Annotated in this window: 22 protein-coding genes; 8 read left to right on the forward strand and 14 right to left on the reverse strand. The window is 63.6% G+C overall.

The genetic code is table 11. The features are described 5' to 3' along the window. Nucleotides 1–7 precede the first annotated feature (7 nt). From ACWGTI_RS10125 to tpiA, 3 genes are all read right to left on the reverse strand, one after another. The gene (locus tag ACWGTI_RS10125; protein WP_454587316.1) at nt 8–1,126 is read right to left on the reverse strand and encodes a L,D-transpeptidase; all 1,119 of its coding nucleotides are present in this window, start codon (nt 1,124–1,126) and stop codon (nt 8–10) included. A 201-nt stretch (nt 1,127–1,327) separates the two neighbouring features. After that, nucleotides 1,328–1,813 (reverse strand): preprotein translocase subunit SecG, encoded by a 486-nt coding sequence (gene secG / locus ACWGTI_RS10130; RefSeq protein WP_454586988.1) that lies wholly within the window; start codon nt 1,811–1,813, stop codon nt 1,328–1,330. A 179-nt stretch (nt 1,814–1,992) separates the two neighbouring features. Next, complete coding sequence (gene tpiA / locus ACWGTI_RS10135) at nt 1,993–2,763, reverse strand: triose-phosphate isomerase (RefSeq protein ID WP_454586989.1); 771 nt, start codon at nt 2,761–2,763, stop codon at nt 1,993–1,995. Between the two features lie 145 nt (nt 2,764–2,908). Here tpiA and ACWGTI_RS10140 point away from each other — a divergent pair, with 145 nt between their 5' ends. The 6 genes from ACWGTI_RS10140 to lexA all read left to right on the forward strand — a co-directional run bounded on the left by ACWGTI_RS10140 (nt 2,909) and on the right by lexA (nt 9,215). Then, the gene (locus ACWGTI_RS10140) at nt 2,909–4,804 is read left to right on the forward strand and encodes a peptidyl-prolyl cis-trans isomerase (protein ID WP_454586990.1); all 1,896 of its coding nucleotides are present in this window, start codon (nt 2,909–2,911) and stop codon (nt 4,802–4,804) included. 30 nt (nt 4,805–4,834) lie between these two features. Next, the gene (gene trpD, locus ACWGTI_RS10145; protein WP_454586991.1) at nt 4,835–5,845 is read left to right on the forward strand and encodes an anthranilate phosphoribosyltransferase; all 1,011 of its coding nucleotides are present in this window, start codon (nt 4,835–4,837) and stop codon (nt 5,843–5,845) included. A gap of 4 nt (nt 5,846–5,849) precedes the next feature. Beyond that, nucleotides 5,850–6,662, forward strand: coding sequence for an indole-3-glycerol phosphate synthase TrpC (trpC, locus tag ACWGTI_RS10150; RefSeq protein ID WP_454586992.1), 813 nt, complete (start codon nt 5,850–5,852; stop codon nt 6,660–6,662). A 2-nt stretch (nt 6,663–6,664) separates the two neighbouring features. Further along, the gene (moaC, locus tag ACWGTI_RS10155; RefSeq protein ID WP_454586993.1) at nt 6,665–7,147 is read left to right on the forward strand and encodes a cyclic pyranopterin monophosphate synthase MoaC; all 483 of its coding nucleotides are present in this window, start codon (nt 6,665–6,667) and stop codon (nt 7,145–7,147) included. Continuing rightward, nucleotides 7,148–8,353 (forward strand): molybdopterin molybdotransferase MoeA, encoded by a 1,206-nt coding sequence (locus ACWGTI_RS10160; protein WP_454586994.1) that lies wholly within the window; start codon nt 7,148–7,150, stop codon nt 8,351–8,353. A 118-nt stretch (nt 8,354–8,471) separates the two neighbouring features. Beyond that, entirely contained in the window at nt 8,472–9,215 is a 744-nt protein-coding gene (gene lexA / locus ACWGTI_RS10165) for a transcriptional repressor LexA (protein WP_454575024.1), read from the forward strand. Here the strand turns inward: lexA and ACWGTI_RS10170 are convergent. Next, on the reverse strand, nt 9,209–11,665 hold the full coding sequence (locus ACWGTI_RS10170) for a ComEC/Rec2 family competence protein (RefSeq protein WP_454586995.1): 2,457 nt from the start codon (nt 11,663–11,665) through the stop codon (nt 9,209–9,211). The two genes, lexA and ACWGTI_RS10170, sit on opposite strands and share 7 nt — an antisense overlap. A 103-nt stretch (nt 11,666–11,768) precedes the next feature. On the opposite strand from ACWGTI_RS10170, the gene gltX reads away from it, so the two are divergent. Continuing rightward, nucleotides 11,769–13,193: a glutamate--tRNA ligase gene (gene gltX, locus ACWGTI_RS10175; protein WP_454586996.1), complete on the forward strand. Its 1,425-nt coding sequence runs from the start codon at nt 11,769–11,771 to the stop codon at nt 13,191–13,193. A 181-nt stretch (nt 13,194–13,374) separates the two neighbouring features. Beyond that, on the forward strand, nt 13,375–14,703 hold the full coding sequence (gltA, locus tag ACWGTI_RS10180; protein ID WP_454575021.1) for a citrate synthase: 1,329 nt from the start codon (nt 13,375–13,377) through the stop codon (nt 14,701–14,703). Between the two features lie 53 nt (nt 14,704–14,756). Here the strand turns inward: gltA and lpxB are convergent, their stop codons facing one another. The 10 genes from lpxB to frr form a co-directional block, all read right to left on the reverse strand. After that, the gene (gene lpxB / locus ACWGTI_RS10185; protein ID WP_454586997.1) at nt 14,757–15,932 is read right to left on the reverse strand and encodes a lipid-A-disaccharide synthase; all 1,176 of its coding nucleotides are present in this window, start codon (nt 15,930–15,932) and stop codon (nt 14,757–14,759) included. Beyond that, the gene (locus ACWGTI_RS10190; protein WP_454586998.1) at nt 15,919–16,824 is read right to left on the reverse strand and encodes an LpxI family protein; all 906 of its coding nucleotides are present in this window, start codon (nt 16,822–16,824) and stop codon (nt 15,919–15,921) included. The genes lpxB and ACWGTI_RS10190 overlap by 14 nt, the downstream gene beginning before the upstream one ends. Beyond that, nucleotides 16,811–17,644, reverse strand: coding sequence for an acyl-ACP--UDP-N-acetylglucosamine O-acyltransferase (gene lpxA, locus ACWGTI_RS10195; protein ID WP_454587317.1), 834 nt, complete (start codon nt 17,642–17,644; stop codon nt 16,811–16,813). Before lpxA ends, ACWGTI_RS10190 begins: the two co-directional genes overlap by 14 nt. Nucleotides 17,645–17,659: 15 nt before the next feature. Beyond that, nucleotides 17,660–18,112: a 3-hydroxyacyl-ACP dehydratase FabZ gene (gene fabZ, locus ACWGTI_RS10200; RefSeq protein ID WP_142865736.1), complete on the reverse strand. Its 453-nt coding sequence runs from the start codon at nt 18,110–18,112 to the stop codon at nt 17,660–17,662. 1 nt (nt 18,113) lies between these two features. After that, nucleotides 18,114–19,172 (reverse strand): UDP-3-O-(3-hydroxymyristoyl)glucosamine N-acyltransferase, encoded by a 1,059-nt coding sequence (gene lpxD / locus ACWGTI_RS10205; protein ID WP_454586999.1) that lies wholly within the window; start codon nt 19,170–19,172, stop codon nt 18,114–18,116. A 77-nt stretch (nt 19,173–19,249) separates the two neighbouring features. After that, a complete protein-coding gene (bamA, locus tag ACWGTI_RS10210) occupies nt 19,250–21,622 on the reverse strand; it encodes an outer membrane protein assembly factor BamA (RefSeq protein ID WP_454587000.1) in 2,373 nt (790 codons plus the stop codon). 217 nt (nt 21,623–21,839) lie between these two features. Beyond that, a complete protein-coding gene (rseP, locus tag ACWGTI_RS10215; RefSeq protein WP_454587001.1) occupies nt 21,840–22,982 on the reverse strand; it encodes an RIP metalloprotease RseP in 1,143 nt (380 codons plus the stop codon). A gap of 104 nt (nt 22,983–23,086) precedes the next feature. Then, nucleotides 23,087–23,902, reverse strand: a complete 816-nt coding sequence (locus tag ACWGTI_RS10220; RefSeq protein ID WP_454587002.1) for a phosphatidate cytidylyltransferase — start codon at nt 23,900–23,902, stop codon at nt 23,087–23,089. Nucleotides 23,903–23,913: 11 nt separating this feature from the next. After that, nucleotides 23,914–24,633, reverse strand: a complete 720-nt coding sequence (locus tag ACWGTI_RS10225; protein WP_454587003.1) for an isoprenyl transferase — start codon at nt 24,631–24,633, stop codon at nt 23,914–23,916. A gap of 31 nt (nt 24,634–24,664) precedes the next feature. Next, nucleotides 24,665–25,219 (reverse strand): ribosome recycling factor, encoded by a 555-nt coding sequence (frr, locus tag ACWGTI_RS10230; RefSeq protein ID WP_454575013.1) that lies wholly within the window; start codon nt 25,217–25,219, stop codon nt 24,665–24,667. Nucleotides 25,220–25,221 lie beyond the last annotated feature (2 nt).

The raw sequence follows: 25,221 nt of genomic DNA on the forward strand, positions 1-25,221 counted from the left end.
GAGAACGTCAGATGATGACGACCTTGGTGCCGACCCTGACACGGCTGTAGAGGTCCATGACGTGCTCGTTGATCATGCGGAAGCAGCCATTGGAGGCGCTGGTTCCGATCGACTGCGGCGCGATGGTGCCGTGGATGCGCAGATGCGTGTCCTTCTTGCCGTCATAGAGATAGATGGCGCGGGCGCCGAGCGGGTTCTGACCGCCGCCGGGCATGCCGTCCTTGTACTGGCCATAGTGCTTGGGCTCGCGCTTCTGCATGTCCAGCGTCGGGATCCAGCGCGGCCATTCCTGCTTGTCGCCGACCGCGACCGTGCCCTTGAACTGCAGGCCTTCGCGGCCGACGGCGATCGCATAACGGCGGGCCGTCGAGGATGATTCGACGAGATAGAGGCGGCGCGCGCTGGTATCGATGACGATGGTGCCGGCCGAATAACCGCTGAATTCGACTTCCTGCGGCACGAATTCCGGCTTCACCTTGAACTGCTTCTTGGCCTCGCGCTTGGCCAGAGCCTGGTCGAGCGCGCGCGTCTCGGGAAGATAGGCGATCGAGGAGGCAGAAGATGTACCACCGAACAGGCCGGCGAACAGACCGCCGCTCTGTGGCTTCTGGCCAGGGGCCTCGCTGCGCAATTCGCTATTGTTGCCGGTCAGCGCGACGTTCATCGCTTCGGCCGGGAGCGGCTCGGCCGACAGGATCGGCTCGATTGGCGCTAGCGGGTCAACCGGCGCAATGATCTTGGTGGTCTTCTTGGCCGACTTGGCGTCGGCGACCACGACCGGCTTGCCCTTGCTGGCCAGGAAGGCCTGGCGCTGGGCGTCGGCTTTGGCTTTTGCCGCCTCGCGCATGGCCAGCTTGCGGGCCTCGAGCGCCTTGGCGCCGGCTGCCGCCTTGTCGGCAGCGATCTTGTCTTCGAGCTTGCTGATCTGAGCCAGATCCTCCGGGCTCGGGTCTTTCTTCTTCTTGAGAAGCTTCAGCTGCGCCGCATCGCTCTTGGCGGCGACGTTGATGACAGCGGTTTTGCTAACCGACGGCGGTGAGGTCATTGCCGGAGTGCCGGCGAAGGCCGCGGAGCTCATGCCGAATACGGCACAAAACCCCACGAAAATGAAGCTGCGAAGCTGCATGGCGAAGATCCGATCGTTCAATGCTTGTTGCCCACGGCGTCGCCCGGCGCCCCCCAAGGGCGCAGAAAGTGCCGCGCGCAATCTATAATCGAAGTGCCGGAGGAGCCTCAAGCGGGAGGCGTAGTCGAATCTTCGTGATCATGTGCATTTGCCGCGACTGTGTTGAAACAACAACAGATCGCGGCGTCTGACCTTACCCGACTACTGGTTCGGAACCTGTGGCGTGACCGGCAAGGTGACGCCGTTGGCAGCCGGCGGCGTAGCCGAATCGGTTGCAGGCGGCGTCGCCGGGGCCGGAGCCGTCGCAGGGGCTGTGGTGGCGGGAGCGGAGGCCGGAGGCGTCGTGGCGGCGCCATTGCCCGAAGGCGCAGCCGGTGCGGTGGTGCCGGCGGGCGGCGTCGTGCCGGGCAACTGGTTGAGCACGCCATTGCCGGCCGGCACGCGGTCGAGAATGTCGATCGGCTTTTCGCCGTAGCGGGCAACGATCGAGAGTGTCAGCGACGTGACGAAGAAAGCCGCGGCCAGGATCGCCGTCGCCCGCGTCAGCGCATTGGCGGCGCCGCGCGCGGTCATGAAACCGGAACCGCCCCCGATGCCGAGACCACCGCCTTCGGAGCGCTGCAGCAGCACCACGCCGACAAGGGCGAGCACGACCATGAGGTGGATGACGATCAGTACGGTTTCCATATTTTATCCTGGCAAGCCCTGCCGCTCCCTGGCGATCAGGGCCGGCGATTTGGAGGCGGCTCCATACAATGCTTTAACGGCATTTCCAAGCCCGTGGCCGGAATATGGGAAGCAATGCGCCCTTTGCAACGATTTCGGCCGCAGCGCGGCGTTTGATCAAGTCGGCGACGGAATGCCGGCTAGGCGATATTCTGGTAGGCTTCGGCAATGGCGAGAAAATCCGCCGCCTTAAGGCTGGCGCCGCCGACAAGCGCGCCGTCGACGTTTTTGACGCCGAGCAGTTCGACCGCATTGGACGGCTTGACCGAGCCGCCATAGAGGATGCGGATCTTGCCGGCCACCGAGGCGCCGAGCCCCTCCGACAGTTTTTCGCGGATATGCGCATGCGCCTCGGCCACGTCGTCGGCGGTTGGCGTCAGGCCGGTGCCGATCGCCCATACCGGCTCGTAGGCGATGACGGTGTTGGCTGGCGTCGCGCTGGGCGGCACCGAGCCGGCGACCTGGCGCGACAAGACGTCGAGGGCGGCGCCCGCCTCGCGCTCGGCCTTGGTCTCGCCGATGCAGATGATGGCGACGAGCCCGGCTCGCCATGCGGCAGATGCCTTGGCCTGGACGGTCGCATCGTCCTCGCCGCGCTGTTCACGGCATTCGGAATGGCCGACAATGACGTGGCTGGCGCCGGCGTCCTTCAGCATCTCGGCCGAGACACAGCCGGTGAAGGCGCCGCTCTCCTTGATGTGGCAATCCTCGCCGCCGGACCGGACCGGCGTGCGCGACAGGATTTCGGCCGCGCGCGACAACAAGGTGGCGGGCACGCAGACCAATGCCTCGGTCTCGGCGTCAAGCCCGCTCATGAAGCCGTTGCCGATCATCCTGAGCTCGTTCAGCGAGGCGCTGGTGCCGTTCATTTTCCAGTTGCCGGCAACGAGCGGTCGAATTCCTGGCGTCATGGGATCTGGTTCTCCGGGCGACATTGGGGTCTCGCCCTCCCTACCAAAATCAGGCCACAAAGCAATCGACAGTGAGCCGGAAGGGCGCTATTGCGCTTGTTTCAGACTCGGGCGCACACGAAAGTGCGGAAAATCGGAAGTAGCAATGCTTGGTATATTGAGAAGCGCGGCGGGGACCTGGGTCGCGAAGACCCTGCTGTTACTGCTGGTGGCAAGCTTTGCCGCCTGGGGCGTCACCACCCGCCTGGCGGGCGGCTTCCTGGCCGGCCATCACGCGGTCATCACCGCCGGCAGAACCACCGTGTCGATCACCGAATACCGCCTTGCCTACGATCGCCAGATCAACATGCTGCAGCAGCAGATCGGCCAGCGCATCAGCCGCGAGCAGGCCAAGGCCTATGGCATCGACAACCAGGTGCTGGCGCAGCTGGTGTCGGGTGCCGTTCTCGACGAACAGGCGCGCAAGCTCGGGCTCGGCTTCTCCAAGGACAAGCTGGCCGAATTGACGCGCCAGGAACCCGCCTTCCAGGGCCCGAATGGCCAGTTCGACCGGCGGCTGTTCGAATCGCGGCTGCGCGAGCTCGGCATGCGGCCGGAGGACTATCTCAAGAACCGTTCCCAGGTGGCGGTGCGTCAACAGATCGTTGAGGCGGTTTCGGACGGCCTCAAGGCGCCGAACACCTTTTTCAAGGCGGTCGCGCTTTATCGCGGCGAAGACCGCACCATCGACTATCTGACCTTGCCGAAGGCGCTGGTCGAGCCGATCGAGGCGCCATCCGACAGCGTGCTTCAAGCCTATTTCGAGGCCAACAAGAAAACCTACGCGGCGCCTGAATACCGCAAATTCTCCTATGTCCGGCTCGAGCCTGAAGACATCATGGATGTCAGCGCCGTGACCGACCAGCAGGTCAGCGACGACTACAACAAGAACAAGGGGCGCAACACCACGCCGGAGATGCGCACCATCGAACAGCTGGTGTTCCCGACGCTGGATGCCGCCGAGGCAGCATCCGATTCGCTGAAGACGGGCGCTACCTTCGACAAGATCGTTATCGCGCAGGGAAAGACCCAGGCCGACACGTTGCTCGGCACGCTCTCCAAGGACAAGATCAGCGACAAGGCGGTCGCCGATGCCGCATTCGCGCTTGCCGTCAACGAAGTCAGCCCGGTCGTCCAGGGTACGTTCGGCCCTGTGCTTTTGCGCGTCACCGATATCAAGCCCGAGGTGGTGAAGCCGCTGGCCGAAGTGTCAGACCAGATCCGCAAGGATCTGGCCCTGGGCGAAGCAAGCCGCATCCTGCTCGACGTGCACGACAACTACGAAGACACCCGCGCCGCCGGCAGCACGCTGGCCGAAGCCGCCGCCAAGCTGAAGCTCAAGGACGTCACCGTCGACGCCATCGACCGCACCGGCCTCAAGCCGGACGGAACCGTCATCAAGGACCTGCCGGCATCGCCGGACCTGATCAAGGCGGTGTTCGATGCCGAACCCAACACCGAGAACGAGGCCCTGACCACGACCAACAATGGCTTCGTGTTCTACGAGCTGACATCGATCACGCCGGCGCGCGACCGCACGCTGGACGAGGTTCGCCAGCGGGTGGTGGCGGACTGGACGACAGAGGAAACAACCAAGCGGCTGACCGCCAAGGCCGATGAGCTCGACAAACGCCTCAAGGCCGGCACCACGCTTGACGTCATCGCCGGCGAACTGAAACTTGAAAAGCAGACCAAGCGCGGCGTGAAGCGCGAGGCCGACGATGTCGATTTCGGCAAGGACGGCGCGGCAGCGATGTTCGGCGTCGGCGAAGGCGGCACCGGGCTGATCCCCTCGCCCACCGGCGAAGGCCAGATTCTGTTCAAGGTGGCCGAAGTGTTCGAGCCGGCCGGAGCCGACGCCAGTTCGGTGCCCGACGATGCGCAGAAATCCTTCACGCAAGGCATGTCCGACGATCTGCTCGACCAGTTGGTGGCGCAGTTGCAGACGCAGTACGCCGTCAGCGTCGACCAGGCCGCCGTTGCCCAGGCCTTGGCTCAATGAGCGCCTTAACCCAATGAATGTCTTGGCCCCATGAGCGCGCTGAAGATCCATATCGCCAAGGTCGCCACCGGGACCGCGCTGACCTTTGACGAAGCGCGCGAAGCCTTCGACATCATCATGTCTGGCGACGCGACGCCTGGCCAGATCGGCGGCTTCCTGATGGCGCTGCGCGTGCGCGGCGAGACGGTGAGCGAGATTTCCGGCGCTGTCGCCACCATGCGCGCCAAGATGCTGCGCGTCGAAGCCCCTGAAGGCGCCATCGACATCGTCGGTACCGGCGGCGACAACTCGCACTCCGTCAACATCTCGACGGCTTCGGCCTTCGTCGTCGCCGGCTGCGGCGTGCCGGTGGCCAAGCATGGCAATCGCGGCCTGTCCTCGCTGACGGGCGCCGCCGACGTGCTGGTTGCGCTCGGTGTCAAGATCGATATCCCGCCGGAAGTGATCGGGCGCTGCATCCATGAGGCCGGCGTCGGCTTCATGTTCGCGCCGGCGCATCATCCTGCGATGAAGCATGTCGGCCCGACCCGCGTCGAACTCGGCACCCGCACCATCTTCAACCTGCTCGGCCCGCTGTCCAATCCGGCTGGCGTCAGCCGGCAGATGGTCGGCGTGTTCCTGCCGGAATGGATCGTGCCGGTGGCCGAGACATTGAAGGCGCTGGGCACAGAGCATGCCTGGGTCGTCCATGGCGACGGCTATGACGAGATCACCACTACCGGCGAGACGCAAGTTGCGGAACTTGCCGGCGGCGAGATCCGCCATTTTACGCTCACCCCGGAAGCAGTCGGCTTGCAGCGCCACACCAAGGAAGAGTTGCGCGGCGGCGACGCCGCCTACAACGCCAAGGCGTTGCGCGACATGCTGAGCGGCGCTGCCGGGGCCTATCGCGACACGGTGCTGATGAATGCCGGCGCCGGTATGGTGGTGGCGGGCAAGGCAACGACGCTGGCCGACGGCATGGCGGCGGCGGCACAAGCCATCGACAGCGGCCGGGCGCTGGGCGTGCTCGACAGGCTGGTCGAGATTTCGAACGGATAGGACCGTGGCTGACATTCTGCGCAAGATCGAGGCCTACAAGCGCGACGAGATCGCGACGGCAAAGGCGAAGATGCCGCTGGCCGAGATCAAGGCGCGGGCCAAGGACGCGGACGCGCCGCGCGGCTTTCTCAAGGCGCTTGAGGCGAAGCGCAGATCGGGCAGTTTCGGGCTGATCGCCGAAATCAAGAAAGCGAGCCCTTCCAAAGGCTTGATCCGCGCCGATTTCGACCCGCCAGCGCTGGCGCAGGCCTATGAGAAAGGCGGCGCCGCCTGTCTTTCGGTGCTGACCGATGCGCCGTCCTTCCAGGGCGCGCCGGAATTTCTCACCAACGCGCGCAAGGCGGTGTCGCTTCCCGCGCTGCGCAAGGATTTCCTGTTCGACCCCTATCAGGTCTACGAGGCACGCGCCTGGGGCGCCGATGCCATCCTGATCATCATGGCCAGCGTCGACGATGCCTTGGCTAGCGAACTGGAAGCGACCGCATTCGAACTCGGCATGGATGCGCTGATCGAGGTGCATGACGAGGCCGAGACGCAGCGCGCGGTAAAACTGTCGTCGCAGCTGATCGGCATCAACAACCGCAATCTGAGAACATTCGAGACCAGCCTTGAAACCTCGGAGCGGCTGGCTTCGATGGTGCCGGGCGGCCGATTGCTGGTCAGCGAAAGCGGCATTTTCACCCACGACGATTGCCTCAGGATGCAAAAGACCGGCATCGAAACCTTCCTTGTCGGCGAAAGCCTGATGCGGCAAGAGGATGTCGCCACGGCAACGCGCCTGCTTTTGACAGGCAAGGCGACAGCCGAGGTAGCCTGACGATGACAGCCGCCCTCACCCATCTCGGCGCCAAGGGCGAGGCCAACATGGTCGATGTCGGCGGCAAGGACGAGACGACGCGCACGGCAGTCGCCGAGGGCTTTGTCTCGATGCGGCCTGAAACCCTGAAGATGATCCTCGATGGCGACGCCAAGAAGGGCGATGTGCTGGGCACAGCGCGCATCGCCGGCATCATGGCGGCCAAGAAGACGCATGAGCTGATTCCGCTCTGCCATCCGCTGCTGTTGACCAAGGTGTCGGTCGACATCGAGCCGGATCCCGCTTTGCCCGGCCTCAGGGTCACCGCGCTCGCCCGCGTCACCGGCAAGACGGGCGTCGAGATGGAGGCGCTGACCGCTGCATCGGTGGCTTGCCTGACCATTTACGACATGGCCAAGGCGGTCGACCGCGCCATGATCATCTCCGGCATTAGGCTGGTGGAAAAGACCGGCGGCAAGTCCGGCGACTACAAGGCGGGTTCGTAAATGGCGCTGGTTCCGGTCGCCGAGGCGCTTCAACGCCTCCTCGACGGCGCTACCGTGCTGCGGGGTGAAAGCGTCGCGCTGGCGGATGCGGCCGGCCGGGTGCTGGCGGAGCCTGTCGTAGCGCTGCGCACCCAGCCGCCTTTCAACGCGTCCGCCATGGACGGCTATGCGGCGCGCGCGCAGGATGTGGCATCCGCCCCGGCGCGGCTTTCTGTAATCGGAATGGCGCCAGCCGGGCGCGGCTTTGACGGCACTGTCGGCAAGGGTGAGGCCGTGCGCGTCTTCACGGGCGCGCCGCTGCCTGGAGGCGCAGACACCATCGTCATCCAGGAAAATGTCAGGGATCTCGGCGGTGGCCAGGTCGAGGTCACCGAGCCGACGGCAAAGGAACGCAACATCCGCCGCCGGGGGTTGGATTTTGCGCAAGGTGACGTCCTGCTGGAGAAAGGCCGCGTGCTCGATCCGGCCGCACTTTCGCTGGCGGCATCGGCCAACCATCCGATGGTGAATGTGGTGCAACGGCCGCTGGTCGCCATCATCGCCACCGGCGACGAGTTGCTGCCGCCGGGCAGCGCGCTTGGCCCCGACCAGATCATCTCGTCCAATGCCTATGGCGTCGCGGCCGCCGCGCAATCGGTCGGCGCGCGCGCTCTCGATCTCGGTATCGCGGCCGACCGCAGGGAGGCGATTGCAGCACTGGTGCAGAAGGCAGTCGCGGCAAAGGCCGACGTCATCGTCACGCTCGGCGGAGCTTCGGTCGGCGACCACGACCTTGTGCACGACGTGCTTAACGGCGAAGGCATGAAGCTCGATTTCTGGAAGCTCGCCATGCGCCCGGGCAAGCCGCTGATGTTCGGGCGGCTCGGCGAAATCAGATGCATCGGCCTGCCCGGCAACCCGGTGGCGAGCCTGGTCTGCTCGCAACTGTTCCTGAAACCGCTTTTGGCGCAGCTGGGTGGCCGCGTCCATCGGCAGGATATGCGGCAGGCGCAGCTCGGCGCCGCGATGCCGGCCAACGATCTCAGGCAGGACTACGTGCGCGCCGTGGTCCGGGAAGAAGCCGGCGCACTTGTCGCAACGCCGTTCGGCATCCAGGATTCCTCGATGCTGAGAATGCTGGCCGACGCCAACGGCTTGATCGTGCGCGAGCCCTTCGCTCCGGCCGCCGCCGCGGGCGCCGCCTGCAGCGTGCTGATGTTACGCTGAACAAAACGTCAACACATTCATTAAACTTTAAAAGGTTGCGGAACACAACTGGAACAGATAGTGTTTGTTCTGGGTTTGTTTTTTCTGATTCTGGTTTCAGAACCCTCGGGGGGCCGCGATGCTGACGCGCAAACAACATGAACTCCTGATGTTCATTCATGAACGCCTGAAGGAGAGCGGAATCCCGCCGTCTTTCGACGAGATGAAGGAGGCGCTCGACCTCGCTTCCAAGTCCGGCATCCACCGCCTGATCACGGCGCTTGAGGAGCGCGGTTTCATTCGCCGGCTGCCGAACCGGGCGCGTGCGCTGGAAGTGCTGCGGCTGCCAGACTCGATTGCGCCCGGCCTCAATGCGGCGAAAAAGTTCTCACCAAGCGTCATCCAGGGCAGCCTCGGTCAAAACCAGGGCGGTCTCGGCCGCCAGATCAAGCCGGCCTCGCCATCGCGTTCGATGTCTGCCGGCAATGACGACGCGGTTTCGGCGGTGTCGATCCCGGTGATGGGACGCATCGCCGCCGGCGTGCCGATCGACGCCATCCAGCACCAGACGCATTCGATCTCGGTGCCGCCCGACATGATCATGGGCGGCGAACATTACGCGCTCGAGGTCAAGGGCGACTCGATGATCGAGGCCGGCATTTTCGACGGCGACACGGTCATCATCCGCAATGCCGACACCGCCAGCCCCGGCGAGATCATCGTGGCGCTGGTCGACGACGAGGAAGCGACGCTGAAACGCTTTCGCCGCAAGGGCGCCTCGATCGCGCTGGAAGCCGCCAATCCGGCCTATGAGACCCGCATCTTCGGGCCGGACCGGGTCAAGGTGCAGGGCAAGCTGGTCGGGCTGATCAGGCGTTACTGAGCCGGCTTGGGTTTGTACTTTTCGCGCTGCTTGTAAGGCGGCAGGCCGCGTGCTTCGCGTGAGAAGTGGCGTTGCTCGTGCCAGGGACGGTAGGGCTTGTCGACGGCGAAGCGAATGGTTGGGGCTGTCGCGGCCGATTGCGGATCGAAGAAGACGGCGGCACTACCATCGCGGGCAAGCTGCTTCTTGGTCACGACCAGAACCAACGGGTCGCGGCACGGATTGTAGGCGGTGGCGTCGTCGATGACGATCAGGCTCGCGAAAGCGCAGGCTGGCTGGGCTGTCTTGCGGTCTTTTGCAAGCGCGACAATGGCTCCGGACGGGTGCCGGGCAATGCAGAGATCGCCTGTGCAGTAGAAGGGTGAGCCGGGCGGCAGGTCGAGCGGATCGAGATCGAACCGCCTGTCTCCCGTCTCAAATGTCTCGGGCTGAATGATGGTCTCGGCCATCAGCGCCCGTTTCCAGTTGTCGGTGGTGAATTCGTTTGCGCGCTCCCGGTTGAGAGCGAGCTCGCCGCCACCGATCGGCACGGCCACCAGATGCGCGTCCTCGGAAATGAGCACATCGGGCGTGCGCACCTGCGGCACCGTCAACAGACCGGCCAGCGCGAAAGGCACGGCCGCCAGTCTGAGCCAGGTGGTGGCCATGGTCGCGATGACCAGTGCAACCGTTGCCAGCAATACGGACTGGATGGAGATCAGCCCGACGGCATCGAGCGGCGAACGCTCGGAGATCCAGGCAGAGATCGCGATCATTGCCGTCAGGCCCTTGCCCATGACGTAGAGGAACGGCCCGTCCGCGCCGAACGGCATGGCCAGCGCGCTGAGCACTCCGAATGGCATGACAACCAGCGATACGATCGGCATCACGGTGAGATTGGCGAGCAGGCTGAGCGGCGACACACGCTGGAAATGCCAGATCGCGAACAGCAACGTGGCGCTGCCGGCAATGATCGAGGTCATGGCGAGGCCGCCCATGCCAGCCAAGAATCTTCGCGACAGAAAACCGGCAAGGGAGCGCTTTGTCGGCGGCGTTCTCACTTTGTCGGCGCGGTAGTCGGCCCAGCCGGCATAGGCGCCGACAAGGGCGGCGGTGGCAGCAAACGACATCTGAAAGCTCGGGCCGACAACCTCATGCGGCGACACCAGGATGACGGCGATGGCCGAGATTGCCAGATTGCGCATGGTGAGCGCGGCACGATCGAACAGCACCGCGATGAGCATCACCGCCAACATGATGAAGCTGCGCTCTGCGGCGACCACGATGCCTGAAATGACGAGATAGGCGGCGATCGAGACGAGTGCCACGGCGGCCGCATATTTCTTCACCGGCCGGCGCGAGGAGAAATCGGGAAACAGCGCGAAGGCGCCACGCAGCAACGCCATGATGGTGCCGGCGACCAGCGCCATGTGCAGACCCGAAATGGAGATGATGTGGTAGATGCCGGTGCGCCGCATCGCTTCGTTGACCTCGTCCGGAATGCCGGCGCGCACCCCAACAATGAGCGCCGCGGCAATCTCGCCTTCGGCCCCGCCGATCTTGCCCCTGATATGATCGGCAATGTTTTCGCGCGCATTCTCAATCGCAGAGGAGAGCCGTGCAGTCAGCGGCGGCGGTTCCTGCGCGGCGATGGTTTTGGGATTGCCGAGAAAGAAGCCGCTGCCGCCGATGCCGCTGAAATAGCTGTCGAAGGAGAAATCGTAGCTGTCCGGCCGCACCGGACCCGTCGGCGGCAACAGCCTGGCATAGCCGGTCACCAGGGAGCCTGCCGTCATATCGGCCGGAATCCCACGCGCCGAGAGCCTGACCCGCTCCGGCGCGTAGCGCAGCTTGGGGTGAGCGGTGGAAATCACGTCGAGCGTCAGCCTGACGCGGCCATTCTCCATGTCTTCAAGACTGACAACGCGCCCGGTCAACCGTGTCTGGATCTCGGAGCCCAGCATCTGCGTTCCGGCGCGCCAGGTCTCGACCTTGGCGGCAACCACGCCCAACGCGCATAGCATCGCAGCCATGCAGCACAGATGCGTCCTTTGCCAGGATCGCGTGGCGACAGCACAGCATGTCGCCAACGCCACAATGGCGATTGGCTGGGCAAAGCCCGGCTCGCTGGCCAGCGAGAAATAGACAATGACCCCGGCCGCCAAGAAGACCGGCACCAGCAGGAAGGCAACGCCACGGTCGAGTTCCGTGCCGGCGGCCACTGCAACGCTGCGGCGGATTGCGGGCCATGATGGACGGCGGAGCAGTCTGCCCAGACGGATGCCAGTTCCAGGCACGGCGACAGGCGCTGATGGCGCGTCATCCGGAGACAAGGGCCGGAGGCCAGGTCGCGTCTCGGGCAACGCGATGGGCATCGGCTCGGCATAGGGAGTATCGGCAAACAGAGAGCGTTCGCTGACGCTTGCATCAGCGCCCTCGCCTTCCCTCGCGCCCCAGCCACGTCCAGCCATCGGGTCTGCCCCTTGCGCCCCAGACCTCCTATGCTACATGAACGCGCAAAGCGCGAAAGTCCGCGCGATCATGCGCCGCTTTCCAGCCCTTTCCGAGAGTTCCATGTCCGACAAGGTCGTCACCCGTTTTGCCCCCTCGCCCACCGGCTACCTGCATATCGGTGGCGCGCGCACGGCGCTGTTCAACTGGCTCTACGCCAAGCACACCGGCGGCACGATGGCGCTGCGCATCGAGGATACCGACCGCGAACGCTCCAGCGCCGCGGCGACGCAGGCCATTCTGGATGGGTTGACCTGGCTCGGCCTGTCCTGGGACGGCGAGGCCGTCTCACAGTACGAGCGCGCGCCGCGCCACCGCGAGGTGGCCGAGGAACTGGTGCGCCTGGGCAAGGCTTATTACGCCTACGAGACGCCTGCAGAGCTCGAGGCGATGCGCGAGGCGGCACGCGCCAAGAGCTTGCCGCCGCGCTACAATGGCGCGTGGCGCGACCGCGACCCCTCACAGGCTCCTGCCGGCGTCAAGGGCGCCATTCGCATCAAGGCGCCGATCTCGGGCGAGACCGCGGTGCATGACCGCGTGCAGGGCGAGGTGCGCTTCCCCAACAAGGATCTCGACGATTTCATCATCCTGCGTTCGGACGGTGTTCCGACCTACATGCATGCCGTCGTCGTCGACGACCATGACATGGGAGTCACCCACATCATCCGCGGCGACGACCATCTGACCAATGCGGCGCGCCAGACGGTGATCTACAACGCCATGGGCTGGGAGGTGCCGTCCATGTCGCACATCCCGCTGATCCATGGGGCCGATGGCGCCAAGCTGTCGAAGCGGCATGGTGCGCTCGGCGTCGAGGCCTACCGTGCCATGGGCTATCTACCCGAGGCGCTGCTCAACTATCTGGCACGGCTTGGCTGGAGCCATGGCGACGACGAGGTGATGTCGATCAAGGACATGATCGCCTGGTTCGATATTGGCGACGTCAACAAAGGTGCGGCGCGCTTCGACTTCGCCAAGCTCGATGCGCTGAACGGTGTGCATATGCGCAAGATGGACGACGTCCAGCTGCTCGAGATCTTCATCGCCACTTTGCCCTATCTCGAAGGCGGCCCGGCGCTTGCCGCCCGCCTCGACGATACGAGGAAGGCGCAGCTGCTGGCCGCCCTGCCGGGCCTGAAGGAGCGCGCCAAGACGCTGGTGGAACTGGCCGATGGCGCCGGCTTCCTGTTCGTCGAGCGGCCGCTGCCTGTCGACGAGAAGGCGGCGGCACTTCTCAGTGCCGATGCGCGTACGATCTTACGCGGCGCGCATGCGGCCTTGCAGACCGTTTCCGGCGAATGGACGGCCGCTGCGGCGGAAGCCGCCGTGCGCGAGTTCGCGACGGCCGGTGGCCACAAGCTCGGCGCCGTGGCCCAGCCGCTGAGAGCAGCCCTTACCGGCCGCAGCACCTCGCCCGGCGTGTTCGACGTGCTTGCCGTGCTCGGCCGCGAGGAAAGCCTGGCGCGGATTGCGGATCAAATCGATTAGGAGCGAACTGGCCCAAAAAGATTGGCATTGAAAGGCGCGTTTCGCAGTGCAACATTAGGCCCTGGCCCAATCTGGCACGCACCTCCCAAAATGCGGTGGCGAGTTCGCGCATTCCGGTGATTTCGACGTGTCGTTTGCAGGACTTGCCTTGCCGGCATAAGGAAGATGAAGGAGTTTGAGAATGAGCGAAGCTGCGACAAAACTGGACACCGGCAGCAAGACGCATCCGTCGACTGCCACGCTCGAACTGGCCGGCAAGACGCACGAACTCAAGGTGCGAAGCGGTTCGGTCGGGCCTGACGTCATCGATATCGGTGCGCTCTACAACACCACCGGCGCCTTTACCTACGACCCCGGCTTTACCTCGACGGCAAGCTGCGAGTCGGCGATCACCTTCATCGACGGCGATGCCGGCATCCTGCTGCACCGCGGCTACCCGATCGATCAGCTGGCCGAACATGGCGACTTCCTCGAAGTCTGCTACCTCCTGCTTTACGGCGAACTGCCGACCAAGGCGCAGAAGGACGATTTCGACTACCGGGTGACGCGCCACACCATGGTGCATGAGCAGATGTCGCGCTTCTTCACCGGCTTTCGCCGCGACGCGCACCCGATGGCTGTGATGTGCGGCGTGGTCGGCGCGCTGTCGGCCTTCTATCACGACTCCACCGACATTTCGGACCCATATCAGCGCATGGTCGCCTCGATGCGACTGATCGCCAAGATGCCGACGATCGCGGCGATGGCCTACAAATACCACATCGGCCAGCCCTTCATTTACCCGAAGAACGAGCTGAACTTCGCCGCCAACTTCCTGCATATGTGCTTTGCTGTGCCCTGCGAGGAATACAAGATCAACCCGGTGCTGGCGCGCGCCATGGAGCGCATCTTCATCCTGCATGCCGACCACGAGCAGAACGCCTCGACCTCGACGGTGCGTCTCGCCGGCTCGTCGGGCGCCAACCCGTTCGCCTGCATCGCCGCCGGCATCGCCTGCCTGTGGGGCCCGGCTCATGGCGGCGCCAACGAGGCGGCGCTCAACATGCTGGGTGAGATCGGCCATGTCGACCACATCCCGGAGTTCATCGCCCGCGCCAAGGACAAGAACGACCCGTTCCGGCTGATGGGCTTTGGCCACCGCGTCTACAAGAACTACGACCCGCGCGCGAAAATCATGCAGAAGACGGCGCATGAGGTGCTGGGCGAGCTCGGCATCAAGGACGATCCGCTGCTCGATATCGCCATGGAGCTGGAAAAGATCGCGCTGACCGATTCCTACTTCATCGAGAAGAAGCTTTACCCGAACGTCGACTTCTATTCAGGCATCACGCTGAAGGCGCTGGGCTTCCCCACCACCATGTTCACCGTGCTGTTCGCGGTCGCCCGCACCGTTGGCTGGATCGCGCAGTGGAAAGAGATGATCGAGGATCCGCACCAGAAGATCGGCCGCCCGCGCCAGCTCTATACCGGCGCGCCGGAACGCGACTACGTGCCGATCGCGAAGCGGTGAGTGACTAGTGAGTAGGCAGTAGGGAATAGAAAGAAAGCCCTACTGCCTACTGCCTACTGCCTACTGCCTACATGCCTCATCACGACCTCGGCCGCGATATCGCCGGCGGGCCGGTCTGTCGCCATGCGCCGGGCGATCTCGGCAAAGCCGTCTTTCTGCCAGGCCCGCATGCCGGTGTCTGCAAACAGCGCTTCCAGCTGGCGGGCGAGATTGTCCGGCCTGACATACTGGTCATAGAATTCCGGCACCAGCGCGCGGTCAGAAATCAGATTGGGCAAAAGCGCCGACCAGACGGTCAGGAGATGCTGCGCCAGTTGGCGAGCGATCGGGTCGAGCTTGTAGCAGGACACCATGGGAACGCCGGCCAGCGCCAGTTCCAGGGACACGGTTCCGGAAGCGATCAGCGCTGCGTCGGCCTTGCCGAAGGCCTGCCATTTTCGCTCCGGTTCGACAATGATCTCAGGCTTCTCGTCCCAGCGCGCGACCGATGCCCTGACCAGATCCGCAACGTGCGGCACCGTCGGCAGCAGCAGGCGCAGACGATGACCACGCTGGCGCAGAGCAGAGACCGTCTTGCCGAACGGGTCCACCAGCCGGCGCACTTCGCCACGGCGTGAACCAGGCAGCACGAGCAGTGTCTTGACGCGGTCGTTGGCGAGGTCGCGCGGCTGGGCCTGCGCCAGCGCGGCGCCAAGCACGCCGGCATCCTGCGTCAGCCTGTGTCCGACATAGGTGCCGGGCGGACCGCCGAGGCGGGCGAGCGCCTTGACCTCGAAAGGCAGGATACAAAGGATATGGTCGACATAGGGCTTCATTGCGACTGCCCTGCCCGGCCTCCATGCCCACACGCTTGGGCAGACATAGTGGACGATCGGGATGGTCGAATCGGTGGCGCGGACCTTTTTCGCGACACGCAGCGAAAAGTCCGGGCTATCGATGGTGACGAGGCAATCGGGTTTCTCGGCCGCGATCGCAGCTGCTGTCTGGCCGATACGTTTGACCAGCCGCGGCAGGTCACGCAGGATGGCGCTGAATCCCATCAGCGCGATCTCGCTGCCATCGAACAGCGACTTCAGCCCTAGTTCCTGCAAATGACGGCCGCCTATGCCGACGAGCCTGATCTCGCGGCCGGTGGCGCGCTTCAGTGCCGCGACGATATCAGCGCCGAGCAGATCGCCGGATTCTTCACCGGCGACAACGGCGATCTTCAGCGGCTTACTGTTGCCCATTGGCCGGCTCCTCGGCAGGCAGGCCGATCACGAACAGGCCGAGCGCATTGGCGCGTGCAATGGTGACGGGACCTTGCAGAATAAGCGAACGGCCGGCTTCGACGGCAATGCCGGCCAGCCCGGCGGCGTGTGCCGCCTCGATGGTCTGCGGCCCGATCGAGGGCAGGTCGGCGCGCAGCTCCTGGCCGGGCTTGGCGCATTTGACCAGGACGCCGCGCGTCCTGCCGGCGAGCCTGCCATGGCCGCGCAGTTTGGCTGTGCGCGCGATCAGTTCGGCGGTGCCTTCGATGCCTTCGAGAGAGATGACCCGACCTCCGACCGCTATCGCAGCCTGGCCGATGTCGAGGGCGCCGATGGCCTTGGCGGCGATACGCGCAGCCTCGATGTCGCGCCAGTCCGATTGAATAGGCCCAGCCGCGGTAAGCGTTCCCTGGCCAGCCGCCAGTTCAGGAACGACCTGATGGGCGCCGACCACTTTGATGCCGCGCTTTTCCAGGCCCCGCGTCACAATTTTCAACAGCCCGTCGTCGCCACGCGCCAGCGCCATGATCACGGACGGCAAGATGGCCAGCAGACCAAGGCTCGGGCGTATGTGAGTCAGCTGCGGCCTGCGCCTGATTTCGCCGGCGAGGATCACATGGGTGATACCGTGGTGTTTCAGGGTCGGCACCAGAGAGCCCAGTTGCTCCAGCGCAAGCACGTCGTGGTCATATCGATGGAGGTCCTGCAGCCGGTCCGCCTCGCCGTCCAGCAGCAGAATGAACGGTGGATGCCCGTGCGCGGCGAGACCTTCGGCGACTTCGACCGGCAGGCTGCCGCCGCCGGCAATGATACCGACCCTGGCGTCCGGCGCGAGATCGAGGCCTGCCGAGGTGGCCTCAGCCTGCGTCATCGGCATCATCGCCGTCGCCACTTCCAAGCGACGGGACGGCAAAATGCCGCTTGCCGCGACTGGTGATGAAATCGATAATTTTCATGGCGGTCGGCGACGAGGCGAACTCGGCCTTGGCGAATTCGATGTTCTCGCCGACGGTGCGGGAGCGGTCGAAGATCGTCTTGTAAGCCTTGCGCAGCAAGTAGATTTCAGCGCGCGGCAACCCAGCGCGCTTGAGGCCGATGATGTTAAGCCCACGCAGGCTGGCGCGGTTGCCCACGGCAATGGCGTAGGGAATGACATCGCCGACAAACGCCGAGCAGCCGCCGAGAAAGGCGTTGTCGCCAACACGCACGAACTGATGAACGGCGCTGAGGCCGCCAATATAGACGTTGTCACCGATCTCGCAGTGTCCGCCGAGCGTTGCGCCATTGGCGAAGGTTGCGTTTTTGCCGACGACGCAATCGTGAGCGATATGGGCATAGGCAAGGAAATTGCCATTATCGCCAATGGTCGTCTCGCCGCGGCTGGAATCGGTGCCGAGATGCATGGTCACGCCTTCGCGGATCGTGCAGTTCTGGCCGATGACCAGCGTGGTGCGGCCGCCCTTGTGCTTGGTGTTTTGTGGCGGCCCTCCCAGCGTCGCCATCGGATAGACCTTGGTACAGGCGCCGATGGTGGTCGCACCCAGCACCGAGACATGGCTGACCAGTTCGACGCGGTCACCGATAACGGCGTCAGTGCCGACATAGCAAAAAGGCCCGATGGAGGCGCCTTCGCCGATTTGGGCACCGGCCTCGATAACGGCCGAGGGATGGATTAAAGTCTGTATTTTCATAAGCATTTTGAACCGTCAGCCGGTAACCATCATTGCAGAGATCTCGGCTTCGGCGGCCTTTGCGCCTTCCACCATGGCCTCGCAGGCGAATTTGAGCAGGTTGCCGCGCATCTTGATTTTCTTGACGTGGATCTTCAGCTGGTCGCCCGGAACGACCGGTTTGCGGAATTTCGCATTGTCGATGGTCAGGAAATAGACCAGTGACGGCTTTTCCGTGTTAAGGCTGCGGATGCAGATCGCACCAGCCGTCTGGGCCATGGCCTCGACGATCAGCACGCCCGGCATCACCGGCTGGTCCGGGAAATGGCCCTGGAAATGCGGCTCATTGATGGTCACGTTCTTGATGCCGATGGCCGAGTCGTTGCCATCGATTTCGACGATTCTATCGATCATCAGGAAGGGATAGCGATGCGGCAAAAGCTTCATCAACCCCAATATATCGACCGCTTCGAGCGTCGCCGGCACCATCTCAGCTACTTCCCCCCTCGCCCTGCTTGCGCGTCCTGGCGAGCTTGCGCAGCATGGCGATCTCGCGCATGGCTTCCGCCATCGGCTGCGCCGGATAGCCTCCCCAGATCTCGCCCGCCGGCACGTTGCTCATAAACCCGCTTCTCGCCGCAAGCTTGGCTCCCGATCCTATGGTCAAATGATCGGCAAGGCCAACGCCGCCGCCCATGGTGACACCATCGCCGACGACGACGGAGCCGGAGATACCCGAAAGCCCTGCTATAATGCAATTGCGGCCGATGCGAACGTTATGGGCGATCTGCACCAGATTGTCGATCTTGGTGCCCTGGCCGATGACCGTATCCGACATGGCGCCGCGATCGACTGTCGTGTTCGATCCGATTTCAACATCGTCCTGGATGATGACACGGCCGATCTGCGGCACACGCTCGGGCCCTTTGGCACCGCCGACGAACCCGAACCCGTCCTGGCCGATGCGGGCGCCGCCATGGATGATGACGCGGTTGCCGATCAGCGCATACTGGACGCTCACGCCTGGACCAATATAGCCATCGCGGCCGATCTGGCAGGAAGGACCGATAACGGCGTGCGGCGCAATGACGGTTCCGCTGCCGATGGAAGCGCGCGGGCCGATGACTGCTCCGGCCTCGATGATGGCACCGGCCTCGACATGCGCCGAGGCATCGACATGAGCGTGCGGCGAGACCCCGGTTTCGTTGGTCATCGGTCCTGGAGTGGCCGCCGTCGGGAACAGCAGCCGGCCGACCATGGCGAAAGCCTGTTGCGGTCGAGGATGGACCAGAACCGCAATACCGGCCGGCGCCTTCGCGGCGAATTCGGTGGGACAAAGCACTGCCGCCGCCTTCAGCGACTGCATCAGCGCGAAATTGCGCTTGCCATCGACGAAGACGAGTGCACCCTCGCCGCCTTCACTGGCTGGCGCCAAGGCGTCGATCGATATGTGGGCAAGGTCGGAATCGACAAGCGACGCGCCGGTCAGATTCGCGACTTCGCCAGCCGTATACCGGCGTGATGGCGCGAAGAACACCGGATCGGTCATTCCAGAAGCAATATCCAGCTAGGTCGGATCAGTTCACTTCCGGACCCCAACGGCCCGGAAGCATCGTTACCCGCGCATTAGAAGCGGCTCGACATGCCGAAGTTGAACTCCTGCACGTCGTCGGTCTTTTCCTTCTTGACGGGCATCGCGTAGTCAATGCGGATCGGGCCGAAAGGCGATGACCACAACAAGCCGACACCAACCGAGGCGCGCAGCTTCATGTCAGTTGAGGTTTGGGTGACACCAGCGGTGTCAATCGCGCTGCCATACAGTGTAGCGGCATCTGCAAACACGGCTCCGCGCAAACCAAAGCTTTCCGGAATGACCGGTACCGGGAACTGCATCTCCGCCGAGGCATTGAAATAAGTAGTGCCGCCGAGATGGTCACCCGTTGCAATATCCGCAGGGCCGATACCACCATACTCGAAGCCGCGGATCATGCGGTCGCTGCTCTGGAACTGATCGAAGATACGCAGGCCATCATCGCCATAGCCGGCAATATGGCCAGCGCCGCCTGAGATTAGGCCGACCAGATCCAGCTGTTCGGACAAGGTCTGGTAGACTGTGCCGCGACCCGTAACCTTGACGAATTTGGCATCACCACCAAGGCCGGCCACTTCCACACCCGTGGTGGCATAGATGCCCTCATGCGGGCTCTTCATGTCGTCGATGGTGTTGTAAACCAGCCCAAGGCTGACCGACGACTTGATCCACGGGCTATCGTCGATTCCCTCGACGATCGCCGGAGATATGTCGCAGTCGGCGTCGGGAACGCCATCGTGAGGTGTGTCGTCGCAACCGTCGTCGAGCTTGTACTTCTCCCGAGCGATATTGTACGCCAGCTGGGTCGAGATATTGTCGGTGATCGGCAGACCGAAGCGAACGGTCGCGCCCAGCGTCTCGCTGTCATACTTGGAATAGTTTCGCGTCTGTTGGTAGATGTCAAAGCCCGCTGCGATGCGCCGCCCGAGGAAATAGGGCTCGGTGAAGGAGAGGCTGTAGTCGCGCGAATTCTTGCCGCCACCGGCGGAGACCTTGATGTACTGGCCGCGACCGAGGAAGTTGCGCTCCGCGATCGATCCTTCGACGGACGGACCTGCGGTCTCGCCACCGGTCGAATAACCGGCGCCGACCGAGAATTCGCCGGTCGACTTCTCGACCACGTCAACCACCAGCACGACCTGGTCGGGCTCGGATCCCGGAACGGTCGAGATGTCGACTTTCTCAAAATAATCCAACGCTTCCAGCCGCTTCTTCGCGCGCTGGATGAGGACCTGATTGAAAGCATCGCCTTCGCTGACATCGAACTCGCGGCGAATGACATAGTCACGCGTGCGATCGTTGCCGCGAATTTCGATGCGCTCGATATAGGCCTTGGTGCCCTGGTCGATCGTATAGACGACCGAAATGGTGTGATTTTCGAAATTACGGTCGCCGCGCGGCGTCACCTGGGCGAAGGCATAGCCCGAACCCGCGACCTTCTCGGTCAGCGCGATGATGGTGTCCTCGACATCCTTGGCGTTGTAGACGTCGCCCTTGTGGGTCTGGACCACCGATTCCAGCGACTTCGAGTCGACCTCGGGAATAGTACTCTCGACACTGACGTCGCCGAACGTATAGCGGTCGCCTTCCTGCACGGTGATGGTGACCGTGTACTGGTTGGTGGTGTCGTCGAGTTCGCCGACAGCGGAGACCACCTGGAAGTCGGCATAGCCGTGATTGTAGTAGAAGCGGCGCAGCGTCTCCTGGTCGGCGCGCAGCTTGTCCTCGTCATAGACGTCGTCGCGCAGCACAAAGGACAAGATACTCGAGCGCTTGGTGGCGATGACGTCGGACAAACGGCGGCTCGAATAGGCGCTGTTGCCGACGAAATTGACCGCAGCGATCTTGGTGCGACCGCCTTCGTTGATGTTGAAGACCACGTTTACCCGGTTGTCGCCGAGATCCATGATCTGCGTTGTGACGGCGGCATCGTCACGGCCGATACGCCTGTAGGCGGCCTTCACCGCCTCGACATCGGAATCCAGCGTTGCCTGGGAGAAGGTGCCGCGCGGCTTCAACTGCACCGCAATTGCCAGGGCATTGTCCTTGAGCTTCTTGTTGCCCTGGAACAGCACCTGGTTGACGACCTGGTATTCTGCGACCTTGACCACCAGCGTCGAGCCGACCTGGTTGATCTGGACGTCGGAGAACAACCCGGTGCCGAACAGCGCCTTGACCGCATCGTCGACATCGGCGCTGGAAAACGCCTTGCCGGGCTTGATCGTGATGTAATTGCGAATGGTGTCGGCGTCGACACGCTGGTTACCGCTGACCTCGACTCTCGAGACAACGGCCGCCTGCGCCGCAGATGTGGCAACGAACTGCACTGCGAGCGCGCCTGGCACAACCAGAGCGGCGGACATAGCCACCGCGGACGCGGCGCTCAAAAACTTGGATGCTGCCTTCATCGGGCTTTTGTACCTTTTCTCGAAGTCCCCACGGCGAGAAAACCGGACGTGCGGTAATTTCCCCTACCGTATTAACCGGATTTTCCCTACACGCAAGGCTTCTGGTTAATTTGTAATTACTTAACCCTGATGCGTGGCTTTCGCGTCACGCATACCCCCGTGCATGGTAAACGGCGTCTCAACATTGCCGGTGCCGAAGCCGAATTTCTTCATGATTTCAGCACCCAAACAGATCGTTCCAGAAAACGAAGCCCATAAATCCCAGCACCAGAAAGAGGCCGGCCCGGTACCCCATCTCCATCATCCGCTCCGATACCGGACGTCGGAAAACGGCTTCGATGGCGTAGAACAGGAGATGGCCGCCGTCGAGGGGGGGAATCGGCAAAAGGTTCAGAATTCCGATCCCGACTGACAGCAAAGCAACAAGTTGCACCAGCCATTCGAAGCCGAGTTTGGCCGCCTGCCCCGACATCTTGGCGATCTTGATCGGGCCGCCCAGCTGGCATTTGTCCTCGCGGCCGACAACGAAACGTTGCAGGAAGTGACCAGTGCCCTGAATGGCCTGCCCCGTCTGCTCAACCGCTGCACCCAGCGCGCCAATCGGGCTGTAGGTGATCACCCTTGGCTGGCCGAGTTCCTTGTTGTTGACGACGCCGATGACGGCCACCCTGGTTTTGTTGCCTAGCGCGTCCTGCTGTTCCATCAACTCCGGCGTCGCGGTGACGGTGATCTCCTTGCCATCGCGCAGCATGGTGAAGGTAAGCGAGTCGCCGGCGCGGCCCTGCACAAGGCGCTGGACGTCGGCGAAGGTCTCAACCTTGCTGCCATTGACGGCGACGAATCGATCGCCGGGCAAAATGCCGGCCTTTTCCGCCGGGCTACCGGCGGTGACTTGAGCCACCATCGGCTCCAGCACCGGGCGGCCATAGAGAGAAAACATCACGGTGAAGACGGCGATGGTCAAAAGGAAGTTGAACAGCGGCCCGGCAAACACCGTGGCCGCGCGTTTCCAGATCGGCCGGGTGTGGAAGGCAACTTCGCGTTCGGCATCGCTCAGCTTGTCCAGCTCTTCCGTGCCGGGCTGGCTCGACGTGACGCTCATGTCGCCGACGAATTTGACATAGCCGCCGAGCGGTATGGCGCAGAGCTTCCAGCGCGTGCCGTGGCTGTCGTTGAAGCCGAAAAGCTCGGGGCCGAAGCCGATCGAGAAGGCTTTTACGCCGATGCCGCACCAGCGGCCGACGAGATAGTGCCCCATTTCGTGAACGAAGACGACGACGGTCAGCACGAACAGAAACGGCACCAGCGTGCCGAGGACAAAGCCATCCGTGCTGAAAAACGCGTGAAGAATCTCGTTCAAGTCGTGCCCTCAAATTCACCCACGGCGAACAGGTGACGCCGCGACTGTGACATCAATCCAGGCGAATCCGTGGCGCGCGCCAGTTCTTCGCCGATAAATACCGCTCAAGCCGGAAACAGCCCCTGCGCCGGATGATCGGCGCCCGCCGAAATCCAGCCGATGACGTATAGGGCGAAAGCCGCCGCGACAAGCCCGTCCACTCTGTCCATGACGCCGCCGTGCCCCGGTATCAATGCGCTGGAATCCTTACGGCCGTGGCGGCGCTTAACCCAGGATTCGAAGAGGTCGCCAGCCTGGGCAACAATCGACAACACCAACGCGACCAAAGCGAGCACGCCAAGATTGCCGGCCCCGGCGGCGGCAGCCAGAAGCACGCCGGCAACCACCCCGCCGACAGCACCGCCAAGGGCGCCGCTCTGCGTCTTGCCGGGGGATATCGATGGAGCGAGCTTGGGACCGCCGACGGCGCGGCCGACAAAATACGCAAAGATGTCGGTCGCCCAGACCACGGCGAACAGAAACAGGATCGCGACCAGGCCGGAACGGTCGCCGTCGCGCAGCAGCGCCAGCGACAGGCCCGACAGGGCCGCATAGGCAAGGCCGGCGGCATCCCATTGCGCGGCTGCGCGCATGCGTGCGCCGACCGCCGCGACGACGACCATCGCCACTACAAGAAGCAGCAGCCACGACGCCGGCACGCCGGCGACAAGGGCGCCGACGAAAAACAGAAGCAACGCTTCCGGAACGAATCCGAGGGCCGCACCGGCCGCAGGGCGCGACATGCGCGCCCACTCATAGAAGATGACCGCCACTATTCCGGCGCAAAGCAAGCGGAACCACAGCCCACCCAACCAGGTCAGGCCAAGCGCTATCGCCGCCAGCACCAGCGCCGAGACGATGCGAAGCTGAAGATTGTTCATCCCGCCGCCGGTCACGAGGCGGCGACGTCTTGGGCAAGCCCGCCAAAACGGCGCTCGCGGCTGGCGAAATCACGTATTGCGTCGGCCAGGTGCTCGCGGCTGAAATCGGGCCAGTAGCAAGGCAGGAAGACCAGTTCGCTGTAGGCTGCCTGCCACAAAAGGAAATTCGACAACCGGAGCTCGCCGCTGGTGCGAATGACCAGCTCCGGATCGGGAATGCCCGCGGTGTCGAGGGCGCCGGCAAAACTGTCTGCCGTGATCGCCTCTGCGTCGATCTCGCCACGGGCCACGGCGGCTGCCAGCTTGCGCGCCGTGCGCACGATCTCGTCACGTCCGCCATAGTTGAAGGCGATGACCAGCGTCAGCGCTTCATTGCGGGCGGTCAGCGATTCGGCCTCTTCCAGCAGGCCCCTGATGTCCGGCTGGAGCCCTGCCCTGTCACCGATTATCCTGACGCGCACGCCGCTCTGGTGCAGTTCGGCCAGATCGCGGCGGATAAACAGCTTCAAAAGCCCCATGAGATCGCTGACTTCGGATTTGGGCCGCGACCAGTTTTCCGACGAAAAGGCGTAGACGGTCAGGAAGGAAATGCCGAGACCGGGCGCGGCGCGCACCGTCTTGCGCAGCGCCTCGACGCCCGCGCGGTGGCCGGCAAGCCGCGGCATGCCGCGCGCCTTGGCCCAGCGTCCGTTTCCATCCATGATGATCGCGACATGCGCGGGCGTTGCCATGGTCTCGCTTTCGGGCCGGTGTGGGCCGACCCTAAACCTGCATGATTTCAGCTTCCTTATCGGAAAGCAGGTGGTCGATGGTGCTGATCGTCTCGTCGGTCAGCTTCTGGACCTGATCGGAGCGCTTGCGCTGATCGTCCTCGCTGATGTCGCCGTCCTTTTCCGCTTTCTTCAAGAAGTCCATGCCGTCGCGGCGGACATGGCGCACCGCAACGCGGGCGTTCTCGGCATAACCGTGCGAAATCTTGACCAGTTCCTTGCGGCGCTGCTCGTTGAGCTCAGGCAGCGGAATCCGCAGATTCGTACCATCGACGATCGGATTGAAGCCGAGATTGGATTCTCTGATGGCACGGTCGACAGCGCCGACCATCGACTTGTCCCAGACCGAAACCGAAATCATGCGCGGCTCCGGCACCGACACGTTCGCCACCTGGTTGATCGGCATGGCGGTGCCATAGGCCTGGACCTGGATCGCGTCGAGCAGATTGCTGGAGGCACGGCCGGTGCGCAGCGAAGCCAAATCGTGCTTGAACGCAGCAATCGCGCCGTCCATGCGCCGCTTGAGGTCGTCGAACTCACCACTCATCT

The sequence above is a fragment of the Mesorhizobium sp. ArgA1 genome, from assembly GCF_053714375.1.